General features: G+C 63.8%; 10 protein-coding genes. 9 read left to right on the top strand and 1 reads right to left on the bottom strand.

The features are described from left to right. The first annotated feature begins 43 nt into the window (after positions 1-43). From DWV00_RS27210 to DWV00_RS27190, 5 genes are all read left to right on the top strand, one after another. Positions 44-1,741, top strand: a complete 1,698-nt coding sequence (locus tag DWV00_RS27210; RefSeq protein ID WP_115536856.1) for a transglycosylase SLT domain-containing protein — start codon at positions 44-46, stop codon at positions 1,739-1,741. Between the two features lie 526 nt (positions 1,742-2,267). Next, positions 2,268-3,416: a glutamine-hydrolyzing carbamoyl-phosphate synthase small subunit gene (gene carA / locus DWV00_RS27205; RefSeq protein WP_115536735.1), complete on the top strand. Its 1,149-nt coding sequence runs from the start codon at positions 2,268-2,270 to the stop codon at positions 3,414-3,416. A gap of 78 nt (positions 3,417-3,494) precedes the next feature. Then, complete coding sequence (gene carB, locus DWV00_RS27200; RefSeq protein WP_115536855.1) at positions 3,495-6,749, top strand: carbamoyl-phosphate synthase large subunit; 3,255 nt, start codon at positions 3,495-3,497, stop codon at positions 6,747-6,749. 145 nt (positions 6,750-6,894) lie between these two features. After that, positions 6,895-7,371 carry a transcription elongation factor GreA gene (gene greA / locus DWV00_RS27195; RefSeq protein ID WP_115536734.1) on the top strand — a complete coding sequence of 159 codons (477 nt, stop codon included), beginning with the start codon at positions 6,895-6,897 and terminating at the stop codon, positions 7,369-7,371. A gap of 18 nt (positions 7,372-7,389) precedes the next feature. Then, on the top strand, positions 7,390-7,893 hold the full coding sequence (locus DWV00_RS27190; RefSeq protein WP_115536733.1) for a DUF4149 domain-containing protein: 504 nt from the start codon (positions 7,390-7,392) through the stop codon (positions 7,891-7,893). Positions 7,894-7,943: 50 nt separating this feature from the next. On the opposite strand, the gene DWV00_RS27185 is transcribed toward DWV00_RS27190, so the two are convergent. Further along, positions 7,944-8,489 (bottom strand): YhbY family RNA-binding protein, encoded by a 546-nt coding sequence (locus DWV00_RS27185; protein ID WP_115536732.1) that lies wholly within the window; start codon positions 8,487-8,489, stop codon positions 7,944-7,946. Between the two features lie 145 nt (positions 8,490-8,634). On the opposite strand from DWV00_RS27185, the gene DWV00_RS27180 reads away from it, so the two are divergent. The 4 genes from DWV00_RS27180 to glmM all read left to right on the top strand — a co-directional run bounded on the left by DWV00_RS27180 (position 8,635) and on the right by glmM (position 13,820). Next, positions 8,635-9,297, top strand: a complete 663-nt coding sequence (locus DWV00_RS27180) for an RlmE family RNA methyltransferase (protein WP_115536731.1) — start codon at positions 8,635-8,637, stop codon at positions 9,295-9,297. A 182-nt stretch (positions 9,298-9,479) separates the two neighbouring features. Next, a complete protein-coding gene (gene ftsH, locus DWV00_RS27175; protein ID WP_115536730.1) occupies positions 9,480-11,372 on the top strand; it encodes an ATP-dependent zinc metalloprotease FtsH in 1,893 nt (630 codons plus the stop codon). 196 nt (positions 11,373-11,568) lie between these two features. Beyond that, positions 11,569-12,384: a dihydropteroate synthase gene (folP, locus tag DWV00_RS27170; RefSeq protein WP_115536729.1), complete on the top strand. Its 816-nt coding sequence runs from the start codon at positions 11,569-11,571 to the stop codon at positions 12,382-12,384. A gap of 77 nt (positions 12,385-12,461) precedes the next feature. Further along, a complete protein-coding gene (glmM, locus tag DWV00_RS27165) occupies positions 12,462-13,820 on the top strand; it encodes a phosphoglucosamine mutase (RefSeq protein ID WP_115536728.1) in 1,359 nt (452 codons plus the stop codon). Positions 13,821-13,933 lie beyond the last annotated feature (113 nt).

Genomic DNA, 13,933 nt, shown 5'->3' with positions numbered 1-13,933 from the left:
GTACTATCGCCTGCAATTTCCAGCTTTGGAAGCAGAGACGTTCATGCGATTTATCTTCAGTGCACTGTTGGTTTTGATGCTTGCCGCGTGCGCAAGCCAAGGACCGACGGCGCCCCCAGCCTCCGACGCTTCCAACCCCGCCAACGCCACCGACTCCGTCCGCATCACCGCCGCCAAGCAGACCATCGACGTCGACAAGAGCTCCGTCACTCAGCTGACCACCGCCGATTCCGATCTTTGGGCACGCATCCGTCGCGGTTTTCAGATTCCTGATCTGAACAATGATTTGGTGGACATGCAGGCCAATTGGTATGCGCAGCGTCCCGACTACGTCCAGCGCATGACGGAGCGCTCGCAGAAGTACCTGTATTACATCGTCGAGGAACTCGAGTCCCGGCACATGCCGACGGAACTCGCGCTGCTGCCGTTCATCGAGTCGGCGTACAACCCGCAGGCGCTGTCGGTCGCCAAGGCCGCCGGCATGTGGCAGTTCGTGCCCGATACGGGGCGCACCTACAACCTCAAGCAGAACATGTGGCAGGACGAGCGTCGCGACGTGCTGGCCTCGACCGGTGCCGCGCTCGACTATCTGTCGCGCCTGCATGACATGTTCGGCGATTGGTATCTTGCGCTCGCGGCCTACAACTGGGGCGAGGGCAACGTGCAGCGGGCGATCGCGCGCAATCAGGCGGCCGGCTTGCCGACCGACTACGAAAGCCTGCGCATGCCGAACGAGACGCGCAACTACGTGCCGAAGCTGCAGGCGGTCAAAAATATCGTCATGAATCCGCAGGCCTATGGCCTGACGCTGCCGGACATCCCGAACCACCCGTACTTCGTGACGGTAACGACCTCGCACGACATCGACGTCGACGTCGCGGCCAAGCTCGCGAACATGACGACGGACGAGTTCCGCGCGCTCAATCCTTCGTTCAAGAAGCCGGTGATCGTCGGCGCGACGCAGCCGCAGATCCTGCTGCCGTTCGACAACGCGAGCGCGTTCGAGCACAACTTGAAGACCTACGCCGGCCAGTTGTCGTCGTGGACCACCTACACCGTGACCGAACGCGTCCGCCCGCAGGCGCTCGCGGAAAAAATCGGCGTCGATCCCGAGACGCTGATGTCGGTCAACAAGATCCCGGCCGGCATGCGGCTCAAGCCCGGCTCGACGCTCGTCGTTCCGCGCGCCGATGACGACGACGAGGACATCAGCGCTGACGTCGCCGAGAGCGCCGTGCTGGCGATGGAGCCGGACGTTCCCGATACGCGCAAGATGCTGATTCGCGTGCGCCGCAAGCAGTCGATGGAGGCCATCGCCGCGCGCTACGGTGTTTCGATGGGCCAACTCAAGGCCTGGAACAGGACGCATCGCTCGGAGGCGATGCCAGGACAGGTCATCGTGCTGCACGTGCCCGTCGGCAAGGCGATGCCGGCCGAACCGGGGCCGCAAAAGATCGCGACCGCGATTCCCGCGAACGCGCACATCGAGCGGATCGACGCGCGCGCGGCCGACATGAAGCCGAAATCGCGCTACGATAAGGGCCCGAAGGGCCGTGTCCACGTCACGATGGCCAAAGCCGCCGCGCATGCGGCGAAGCCGGTGAAGGGCAAGGTCGAGAAGTCCGCCGCCGTCGCTTCGAAGCCGTTGGAAAAGGCATCGAAAGCCGCGTCTGCCCATGAAAAGGGCGGAAAGAGCGAAAAGGTCGCGACCGACACGCGTAAGCCAAAGCGTAAGTCATAACAAGCGGTTTTCCGCGAGGTGACCCATGTGCCGCGGGGGCGGCGCAAGGCTGATGCTCCGATACACCTCACGTTGCCTGCAGCGCCGTCGCTCTTCTCCGGAATAGCGGCGGCGTTTTCGTTTGCGCCGCTCGCCCGCGGGTGTAGCATCGTCGGAGCGCCCCCGGCCGAGTCGAGCGGAGCGTGTCGCGACGTTCCCGGCGTAACTTCGAATTGTAGGGAAGGGGTGTTTCGAGCTATAATTCGAAAGTTTGCACTATCCAACCCGCACCCTAGCGCCTACCTCCTACATCCCGTTCATCCGCCGCGCGCCGTCATCGCGAGCCGTGCCGCCGAGCCCTTCCGGTCAACGGATCGAAGCCTCGAGCACCGTTCGTGTCGTCGCAGCAGCGCACGAACTCGCGCCACGCCGCCAGCCATCGCCTAGTCGACTTCGACCATCCGATGGCGAGCGCGGCGACAGCCACGAGCGTTCGTGTGGTCGGATAAACAGGTCGGCAACAGGGTGTTCCTGAAGGAGCCTCCCCGTGTTGCCGTCTTTTCCTCCCGCTCTGCTTGCACTCGCCGACGGCACGATTTTTCGCGGCTATGCCATCGGCGCGGCTGGTCATACCATCGGCGAAGTCGTGTTCAATACCGCCATCACCGGCTATCAAGAAATCCTGACTGACCCGAGCTACGCGCGTCAGATCGTGACGCTGACGTACCCCCACATCGGCAACGTCGGCGTGAACGCCGAGGACGTCGAATCGACGAAGGTCCACGCCGCCGGCCTGATCGTGCGCGATCTGCCCCTGCGCGCGTCGAACTTCCGCATGGAGCGCACGCTCGGCGAGTACCTCCAGGCTGAAAACGTCGTGGCGATCGCCGGCATCGACACGCGGCGCCTCACGCGCATTTTGCGCGACAAGGGCGCCCAAAACGGCTGCATTCTCGCAGGCAGCGATGACGAAACGAAGGCGGTCGAGTTGGCCCGTTCGTTCCCGGGCCTCGCGGGCATGGACCTCGCGAAGGTCGTTAGCACCGCCAAGCCCTATGAGTGGACGCAGACCGAATGGCGCCTCGGCACGGGCTTCGGTGCGCAGCGCGCGCCCAAATACCGCGTCGTCGCGTTCGATTACGGCGTGAAGTACAACATCTTGCGCATGCTGGCCGAGCGCGGCTGCCACGTGACGGTCCTGCCCGCTCAAGCGAGCGCCGCCGAGGCGCTGGCGCTCAATCCCGACGGCATCTTCCTCTCGAACGGCCCGGGGGATCCGGAGCCCTGCGATTATGCGATCGCGGCCACGAAGGAATTCATCGAACGCGGCATTCCGACGTTCGGCATCTGCCTCGGTCACCAGATCATGGGTCTGGCCGTCGGCGGCAAGACGGTCAAGATGAAGACGGGCCACCACGGCGCGAACCACCCGGTCAAGGATTTGGCCGACGGCCGCGTCGTCATCACGTCGCAGAACCACGGGTTCGCCGTCGATGCGAACACGCTGCCCGCGAACACGCGCGTGACGCATATCTCGTTGTTCGACGGCACGCTGCAAGGCTTCGAGCTGACCGATAAGCCTGCGTTCTGCTTCCAGGGCCACCCCGAAGCATCGCCGGGGCCGCATGACATCGGCTACCTGTTCGATCGCTTCACGGCGTTGATGGACGCCAAGCGCGGCAGCGCCGCCGCTTAATTGCAGCGCCGCGGCGCGCGAGGCGCGCCGCCGCCCATCGAAGACACCAGAAAGACGAAAGACATTAGCGAGAGCGTTATGCCGAAGCGGACAGACATCAAGAGCATTCTCATCATCGGCGCGGGGCCGATCATCATCGGTCAGGCGTGCGAGTTCGACTACTCGGGCGCCCAAGCCTGCAAGGCGTTGCGTGAAGAGGGCTACAAGGTCATCCTCGTCAACAGCAATCCGGCGACGATCATGACCGACCCGAACACGGCCGACGTCACCTACATCGAGCCGATCACCTGGGAAGTCGTCGAGCGCATCATCGACAAGGAGCGCCCCGACGCGATCCTGCCGACGATGGGCGGCCAGACGGCGCTCAATTGCGCGCTCGATCTGCATCACCACGGCGTGCTGACCAAGTACGGCGTCGAGTTGATCGGCGCTTCGCCCGAGGCGATCGACAAGGCAGAGGATCGTCAGAAGTTCAAGGACGCCATGACGAAGATCGGGCTCGGCTCGGCGAAGTCGGGCACCGCGCATTCGATGGAAGAGGCGCTCAAGGTCCACGCCGACATCGCGGCGCTCGTGGGCGGCTCCGGCTATCCGATCGTCATCCGTCCGTCGTTCACGCTCGGTGGTTCCGGCGGCGGCATCGCCTACAACAAGCAGGAATTCGAGGAAATTTGCCGCCGCGGGCTCGATCTGTCGCCCACGCGCGAACTGTTGATCGAAGAGTCGCTGCTCGGCTGGAAAGAGTACGAGATGGAAGTCGTGCGCGATCGCGCCGATAACTGCATCATCGTCTGCTCGATCGAAAATCTCGACCCGATGGGCATCCACACGGGCGATTCGATCACGGTCGCGCCGGCCCAAACGCTGACGGACAAGGAATACCAGCTGCTGCGTAACGCTTCGCTCGCCGTGCTGCGCGAGATCGGCGTCGATACCGGCGGTTCCAACGTGCAGTTCGCCATCAATCCGCGCGACGGCCGCGTCATCGTCATCGAAATGAATCCGCGCGTGTCGCGTTCGTCGGCGCTGGCCTCGAAGGCAACGGGCTTCCCGATCGCGAAGGTCGCGGCCAAGCTCGCCTGCGGCTACACGCTCGACGAGCTCAAGAACGAAATCACGGGCGGGCAGACCCCGGCCTCGTTCGAGCCGACGATCGACTACGTCGTGACCAAGATTCCGCGCTTCGCGTTCGAGAAGTTCCGCGAAGCCGATTCGCGTCTGACGACGCAGATGAAGTCGGTCGGCGAAGTGATGGCGATCGGCCGCACGTTCCAAGAGTCGTTCCAAAAGGCGCTGCGCGGCCTCGAAGTCGGTGTCGACGGCCTCGACGAAAAGACGGCCGATCGCGATGAAGTCGTGCGCGAAATCGGCGATACGGGCCCCGAGCGGATTTGGTATGTCGGCGATGCTTTCCGTCTCGGCATGTCGATCGAGGAAGTGTTCGAGGAAACGGCGATCGATCCGTGGTTCCTCGCGCAGATCGAAGACATCGTGAAGACGGAAAAGGCGCTGGCCGGCCGCACGCTGCAAAGCCTTTCCAAGGACGAACTGCTGTTCCTCAAGCGCGGCGGGTTCTCCGATCGCCGTCTGGCGAAGCTGCTGTCGGCAACCGCGGCCGACGTGCGCAATCGCCGCATCGAGCTGAACGTGCGCCCCGTCTACAAGCGCGTGGATACCTGCGCGGCCGAATTCGCCACGAAGACGGCCTACATGTACTCGACGTACGAGGAAGAGTGCGAGGCACAGCCCACGTCGAACAAGAAGATCATGGTGCTCGGCGGCGGGCCGAACCGGATCGGGCAGGGCATCGAATTCGATTACTGCTGCGTGCATGCGGCGCTCGCGATGCGCGAGGACGGCTATGAGACGATCATGGTCAACTGCAACCCTGAGACGGTGTCGACCGACTACGACACGTCGGATCGCCTGTACTTCGAGCCGCTGACGCTCGAAGACGTCCTCGAGATCGTCGACAAGGAAAAGCCGCTCGGCGTGATCGTGCAATACGGGGGGCAGACGCCGCTCAAGCTTGCGCTCGATCTCGAAGCGAACGGCGTGCCGATCGTCGGCACGTCGCCCGACATGATCGATGCCGCCGAGGATCGCGAGCGCTTCCAGAAGCTGCTGCAAGAACTCGGCTTGCGCCAGCCGCCGAACCGCACCGCGCGCGCGGAAAACGAGGCGCTCTCGCTGGCCGATGAAATCGGCTATCCGCTCGTCGTGCGTCCGTCGTACGTGCTGGGTGGCCGCGCGATGGAAATCGTGCACGAGCCGCGCGATCTCGAACGCTACATGCGCGAGGCCGTGAAGGTCTCGAACGATTCGCCGGTGCTGCTCGATCGCTTCTTGAACGACGCGATCGAATGCGACGTCGATTGCATCTCCGATGGTAAGAATGTCTTCATCGGCGGCGTGATGGAGCACATCGAACAAGCGGGCGTTCACTCGGGCGATTCGGCTTGCTCGCTGCCGCCGTATTCGCTGTCGAAGGCGACCGTGGCCGAACTGAAGCGCCAGACGGCGGCGATGGCGAAAGCGCTGAACGTCGTCGGCCTCATGAACGTGCAGTTCGCGATCCAGCAGGTGCGCAGCGAGAGCGGCGGCGTCGACGACGTCATCTACGTGCTCGAAGTGAATCCGCGCGCATCGCGTACGGTGCCGTACGTGTCGAAGGCGACCAGCCTGCCGCTCGCGAAGATTGCGGCGCGCGCGATGGTCGGCCAGTCGCTCGATGAGCAGAAGGTGACGAAGGAAATCGAGCCGCCTTACTTCAGCGTCAAGGAAGCCGTGTTCCCGTTCGTGAAGTTCCCGAGCGTCGATCCGGTGCTCGGGCCCGAGATGCGTTCGACGGGCGAAGTCATGGGCGTGGGGCAGACGTTCGGCGAGGCGCTGTTCAAGTCGCAGCTCGCGGCCGGCTCGCGCCTGCCCGAGTCGGGCACGGTGCTGCTGACGGTCATGGATGCCGACAAGCCGAAGGCCGTGGAAGTGGCGGCGATGCTGCACGAACTCGGCTATCCGATCGTCGCGACGAAGGGCACGGCAGCCGCGATCGCCGCGGCGGGCGTCCCCGTCAAGGTCGTGAACAAGGTCAAGGACGGCCGTCCGCACATCGTCGACATGATCAAGAACGGCGAGATCGCACTCGTGTTCACGACGGTCGATGAAACGCGCGCGGCGATCGCCGATTCGCGTTCGATCCGCATGAGCGCGCAGGCGAACAAGGTCACCTACTACACGACGATGTCGGGCGCGCGCGCGGCCGTGGAAGGTCTGCGCTACCTGAAGAACTTGGAAGTCTATGATTTACAAGGCCTTCACGGTCGCCTAAACTAATCGTTCGGTTACACCAACACGCTGGGGTCGCATCACGCCCCACCATGCCGCGGTTAAGCGGCGTCCTGTCGAAGTCGTTCATAAGGCGGGATGCACTTAACCGCGGTGCTTTTTTATTTCCGTTTTTTGGGTTACTGGTCTGTCTATGAGCACGATTCCATTGACGAAGCGTGGCGCCGATCAACTGCGCGACGAACTGCAGCGCTTGAAATCGGTCGAGCGTCCGTCCGTCATCAACTCGATCGCCGAGGCGCGCGCCCAGGGCGATTTGTCCGAAAACGCCGAATATGACGCCGCGAAGGAAAAGCAGGGCTTCATCGAAGGGCGCATCGCCGAGATCGAATCGAAGCTGGCCGCCGCGCAAGTGATCGATCCCTCCGCGCTCGACGCGGAAGGCCGCGTGGTGTTCGCGGCCACGGTCGATCTCGAGGATCTCGACTCGGGCGACAAGGTCACCTATCAAATCGTCGGCGACGACGAAGCCGACATCGATCACGGTCTCATTTCGGTCAGCTCGCCGATCGCGCGCGCCTTGATCGGTAAGTTGGAAGGCGACGTCGCCGCGGTTCAAGCACCGAGCGGCGTGCGCGAGTACGAAATCATCTCCGTGCGTTACGTCTGATCGACGAGAGCACACGTCGTGTCTTCCGCTCCCCATCGCGTATTTCGGCTGCTGATCTTGATTTGGGTCGGCAGCGCGCTGACGATCGGCTATGTCGTCGCGCCTACGCTTTTTACGACGCTTGAACGCGCGATGGCTGGCGACGTCGCGGCACGGCTGTTCCGGATCGAGGCTTTCCTCGGCGTGGCATGCGGCATTTTGTCGCTCGCGCTCGGCAACATGCTCGTGCGGCGCGGTGCGGCGGGCTATCGCCGGCTGCGCTGGCTCGTCGTCGGCATGCTGCTGTGCGTGCTGATCGGCTATTTCGGCCTGCAGCCGTTCATGGATGCGCTGCGCGAATCGGCTCGTGCCGCGGGGCTCGACCTGGCGCACTCGCAGTACGCGGCGCGCTTCGGTCTGCTGCACGGCATCGCGACATTGTTCTATGTCGTCGAAACGCTGCTGGGTTTGGCGCTGGTGTGGATGCTGCCGGCAGGTACGCCGGCGCAGGGCGCCGAGCGGCAGGCGGGCGTGACCGCCTGATACGGCGAGCGCGCACCGCGCATGGGCGGTGCGCCGCAGCTCGTTTCGGCTTATTTCGCCGTTTGATGTTGACGCTTCGCGCCCGTTTGGCGCTTTTTCGCGCGTTTGACGGTGCCGCCGGCCGTGACGCGCTCGTTGCCGAGCACGCGCACTTTTTGTGCCTTCGGCCGCCGCAAGGTTTCCGATTGCGATTGCTTGACGACCTTGACGACGCGGGGCGCCGCGCCGCGCTTGCCGGTATCGGCCGCCGCTTCGCGGGCCGTGGGCAGTGCGGTTTTGCCCTTGGCGCTCTTGGCTCCCGTGCTCTTGCTCACAGGCGCCGCCTCGGGCTTCCAGATCACGAGCAATTTGCCGATATGCTGGATGGGCGCGGCGTTCAGCGTGTCGCAGATCGCGTCATAGACGGCGACACGCTCCTCGCGTTCGTCGCCGAACACGCGGATCTTGATGAGTTCGTGTGCGGCGAGGTGAACCTTGATTTCGGCCAGCACGGCGTCGGTCAGCCCTTCGGCCCCGATCAGGACGACCGGTTTGAGCGCGTGGGCTTGAGAGCGCAAGTCGGCGCGCTGGGCAGGGGAGACTTTGAGGGCAGGCATAGGACGAAGTACGACTCGACTAAAATAGGGACGGCCGCGCCATGAAATGTATGCCCGGTCCGGCCGAGCCGACCGGACGGCGCGCCGGCAAAACGCGTATTATCCGCCAAAAGTGCGGCTCGACGCAGTAATTGATTCCTTTTCGATGGCAAAAAACCGTTTTAATCAATCGTGGTTGCACGATCACATCAACGACCCTTACGTCAAGCTTGCGCAGCGTGAAGGGTACCGTGCGCGCGCCGCATACAAGCTGAAAGAGATCGACGAGCAGGACAAGCTCATCCGTCCCGGACAGGTCATCGTCGATCTCGGGTCGGCGCCGGGAAGCTGGAGCCAGTACGTCCGCAACAAGCTGGCGCAAGGCAGGGGGCGCGACGCCGAGCGCGAAGGCGGGATCGACGGCACGATCATCGCGCTCGACATCCTTCCGATGGAACCGGTCGCCGACGTCCACTTCATCCAGGGCGACTTTCGGGAAGACAGCGTGCTCGCGCAATTGGAGGAAGTTGTCGGCGAGCGTCGCGTGGACCTTGTAATTTCCGACATGGCGCCCAATCTGTCGGGCGTGGCCTTGGCCGATGCCGCGCGGATCGAACATATTTGCGATCTCGCACTCGAATTTTCCCAGGCGCATTTGAAGCCGGAGGGCGCTTTGCTCGTGAAATGCTTTCACGGCAGCGGCTACAGCCAGATCGTCGAGAAGTTCAAGCGCCAGTTCAAAACGGTCGCGGCGCGCAAGCCCAAGGCGTCGCGGGACAAATCGTCCGAAACGTTCATTTTGGGCAAGGTTTTGAAGCGGCCCGAATAATGCGGGTGCGTTTTGCAGTGGTTAGACCCTAGCCGCGGGGCTTGACAGCACCGTCGGTGCGGCCGGACACGCTATTTTGCCGGTAGCGAAACGTTATGGCAGGGGCTTGCCGACTGGATTAGAATGCTTTGGTGGTGCCGCAAGGTAAATGTAGGCACCCGTCTATGAGGAAGGAGTGGGCTTTGAACAACAATATGTTTTCGAAGGCGGCAGTGTGGCTGGTGATCGCACTGGTGCTGTTTACGGTGTTCAAGCAGTTCGACAAGCCCCGTGTCCAGGAAGGCGTCTCGTACTCGCAGTTCATGGACGATGCCAAGCTGGGCAAGATCAAGAACGTCGTGGTGCAGGGACGTAATCTGACGGTCACTCCCGCAGACGGTCAAAAATATCAGATCGTATCGCCGGGTGACATCTGGATGGTCGGCGATTTGATGAAGTACGGCGTTCAGGTGAGCGGCAAGGCCGATGACGAACCGAACGCGCTGGTCTCCGCGCTTTACTACCTCGGGCCGACCATACTGATCATCGGCTTCTGGTTCTACATGATGAGGCAGATGCAGGGAGGCGGCAAAGGCGGCGCCTTCTCGTTCGGCAAATCGAGAGCGCGCCTGATCGACGAGAACAACAACGCCATCAATTTCACCGATGTCGCCGGCTGCGACGAAGCGAAGGAAGAAGTCTCCGAACTCGTCGATTTCCTGCGCGATCCGCAAAAATTCCAGAAGCTGGGCGGGCGCATCCCGCGCGGCGTGTTGCTCGTCGGCCCGCCGGGTACCGGCAAGACGCTGCTCGCGCGTGCGATCGCGGGCGAGGCGAAGGTGCCGTTCTTCAGCATTTCGGGTTCCGACTTCGTCGAAATGTTCGTCGGCGTCGGCGCGGCGCGCGTGCGCGACATGTTCGAGCAGGCCAAGAAGCATGCGCCTTGCATCGTGTTCATCGACGAAATCGATGCGGTCGGCCGTCATCGCGGCGCCGGCATGGGCGGTGGCAACGACGAGCGCGAGCAGACGCTGAACCAGATGCTCGTCGAGATGGACGGCTTCGAGGCGAACTCGGGCGTCATCGTTATCGCCGCCACGAACCGTTCCGACGTGCTCGACAAGGCGCTGCTGCGTCCGGGCCGTTTCGACCGCCAAGTCTACGTCGGCCTGCCCGACATCCGCGGCCGCGAGCAGATCCTGAAGGTGCACCTGCGCAAGGTGCCGATCTCGAACGACGTCGACGCATCGGTCATCGCGCGCGGCACGCCGGGCTTCTCGGGCGCCGATCTGGCGAATCTCGTCAACGAGGCTGCGCTGTTCGCGGCTCGCCGAGGCAAGCGCATCGTCGAAATGCTCGACTTCGAAGACGCGAAGGACAAGATCTTCATGGGTCCGGAGCGCAAGTCGGCCGTCATCCGCGAGGATGCGAAGCGCGCCACGGCCTACCACGAGTCCGGGCACGCCGTCGTCGCGAAGCTGCTGCCGAAGGCCGATCCCGTGCACAAGGTCACGATCATTCCGCGCGGCCGTGCGTTGGGCGTGACGTGGCAGTTGCCCGAGCACGACAACGAAACGTACTCGAAGGAATATCTGCTCGATCGCCTGGCCATCCTGTTCGGTGGGCGCGTGGCCGAAGAGCTGTTCCTGAACCTGATCAGCACCGGCGCATCGGACGACTTCAACAAGGCGACGCAAACGGCGCGTGCGATGGTGGCTCGCTTCGGCATGACCGACGCGCTCGGGCCGATGGTCTATGTCGACGACGAGAACGATGCGTCGCCGTTCGGCCGCGGTTTCACGCGTACGATCTCCGAAGCCACGCAGCAGAAGGTCGATGCCGAGATTCGGCATCTGCTGGACGAACAATATAGCCTCGCACGCCGTCTGCTGGAGGAAAACCGCGACAAGGTCGAGGCCATGACCGCCGCGCTGATGGAGTGGGAAACGATCGACGCGGACCAAATCAACGACATCATGGAAGGCCGTCCGCCGCGCTCCCCCAAGAGCGTATCGGCCACGGATGCTTCGTCGGGTGGTAGCGGCGGCAGTGCCGGCGCCGAAGTGCGTCCCGGCAGCGCAACCGCGCCGGCGTGACGCTGCGCGATTAGAATGACGGGCTGGTGCAAGCGCACCGGCCCGTTTTTTCATTTTCACGCCTTTCTTTTAGCTGGCCGCGCATTGCCGTTCCGTTCCTAGCCGTACCGTGTCTATTCCTCATTTCTCACGTACCGCCATTCCAGAGCCGCTCGTTTGTGGGCGCTTCGCCCTGACGTTCGAGCGCCCGCTCGTGATGGGCATCCTCAACGTCACGCCAGATTCGTTTTCCGACGGCGGGCGCTATATCGCCCGGGACAACGCGCTGCGCCAAGCCGAGCGGATGGTGGCCGACGGCGTCGACATCGTCGACATCGGCGGCGAGTCGACGCGCCCCGGTGCGCCCACCGTGCCGCTCGAGCAGGAACTCGCGCGCGTGGTCCCCGTGATCGAGGCGCTGGCCGGCATTGGCATCCCGCTCTCGATCGACACCTACAAGCCTGAAGTGATGCGCGCGGCATTGGCTGCCGGGGCGGATCTCGTCAACGATATCTGGGGCTTTCGCCGTGCGGGCGCGCTGGACGCCGTGAGCGGCACCGATTGCGGCCTGTGCGTGATGCATATGCTCGGAGAGCCGCAGACGATGCAGCGCGGCGAGATCGACTATGAGGACGTCGTGGGCGATGTCCGTGCGTTCTTGGAAGCGCGGGTCGATGCGTTGACGCAGGCCGGGATCGCGCGCAACCGGATCAGCGTCGATCCGGGATTCGGGTTCGGCAAGGCCACGCGCGAGCACAATTACGCGTTGCTCGCCCGCTTGCGCGACACCGCGCCGCGGCCTGCAGCCGGCGAGGCGCCGTTTCCGATTCTGGCCGGGATGTCGCGCAAATCGATGCTCGGCGCGGTGACCGGACGCAGTACGCCGGCCGAGCGCGTGGCGGCGAGCGTGGCGGCCGCGGTGTGCGCGGCGGAGCGGGGCGCGGCGATCGTGCGCGTGCACGATGTCGCGGAAACCGTCGATGCGCTGAAGGTGTGGGCAGCCGTTCGTGAAGCGGAAAACGTGACGCGCTGACGGATAGCACAGCAGGAATAGCAGTTACGCAGTAACCAATCATTCAAAACGTTCGAGAGAGCGGGGGAATTCGAGAAATGGCACGTCGTTATTTCGGCACGGATGGGATTCGGGGCAAAGTGGGCGAGGCGCCGATCACACCCGATTTCGTGTTGCGGCTCGGCTATGCGGCCGGCAAGGTACTGGCCGAAGCGGATCGATGGGCGAAGGCGGGCTCGCGGCCGACGGTCCTGATCGGCAAAGATACGCGCGTGTCGGGCTACATGCTCGAAGCCGCGCTCGAGTCGGGCTTTTCCGCGGCAGGCGTCGACGTGATGCTGGCCGGACCGATGCCCACTCCCGGTGTCGCCTACCTCACGCGCGCGCTTCGGCTGGCGGCCGGCGTGGTCATCAGCGCTTCGCACAATCCTTACTACGACAACGGCATCAAGTTTTTCAGCGCCGATGGCAACAAATTGCCCGACGAGGTCGAGTTGCGAATCGAAGAGCAGCTCGAGCAGCCGCTCGCCTGCGCGGCGTCGGAGCAGCTGGGCAAGGCCCGCCGTCTCGACGACGCAGCGGGACGCTATATCGAGTTCTGCAAGAGCACGTTTCCCGCGGCGTTCGATCTGCACGGGCTCAAGCTCGTCGTCGATTGCGCGCACGGCGCGGCCTATGACATCGCGCCGCATGTGTTTCACGAACTCGGTGCCGATATCGTGCCGATCGGCGTGACGCCGAACGGATTCAACATCAACGACGGCGTCGGCGCGACGGCGCCCGATGCGCTGATCCGCGCCGTGCGCGCGAACCGCGCCGATCTGGGGATCGCGCTCGACGGCGATGCGGACCGCTTGCAAATCGTCGACTCGACGGGCCGGCTCTTCAACGGCGACGAACTGCTGTACGTGCTCGTGAAGGACCGCATAGCGACCGACGGCCGCGTGCCGGGCGCCGTCGGCACCCTGATGACGAACATGGCCGTGGAAGTGGCGCTCGCCCGCGAGGGCGTGCCGTTCGTGCGAGCGGCCGTGGGCGATCGCTACGTACTCGAGCAATTGCGCGAGCGCGGCTGGCAGCTCGGCGCCGAGGGCTCGGGCCACATTCTGTCGCTCGATCGGCATACGACGGGCGACGGGATCGTCTCCGCGCTGCTTGTGCTTGCCGCCATCAAACGCAGCGGCCGTACGCTCGCCGAACTGCTGGAAGGCGTCACGTTGTTCCCGCAGCAGCTGATCAACGTGCGGATGCGCCCAGGCTCGGATTGGAAGGGCAGCGCGGCGATCAAGCAGGCCGTGGCCGATGCCGAGCGCTCGCTCGACGGCAGCGGCCGCGTGCTGATTCGCGCCTCGGGGACGGAACCCGTGCTGCGCGTGATGGTGGAGGCAAGCCAACGCGAGGCCGCCGTGAGCCATGCGCAGGACATCGCGCGCGTGGTCGAGCAGGCGACCACTTAGGCGATTCGCCGATCGCTCCGGATGACGTCAAAAACGCTGTCTCGGCAGCGTTTTTCTTCTACGCTACCTGCGACGTGACCGACGTCATGCTTGTATCTTCCCTTAATTCATCG

The organism is Trinickia dinghuensis, assembly GCF_003367175.1.
Taxonomy (GTDB): Bacteria; Pseudomonadota; Gammaproteobacteria; order Burkholderiales; family Burkholderiaceae; genus Trinickia; species Trinickia dinghuensis.
The sequence above is the reverse complement of the archived record's forward strand: the minus strand, read 5'-3'. Positions and strand labels throughout refer to the sequence as shown.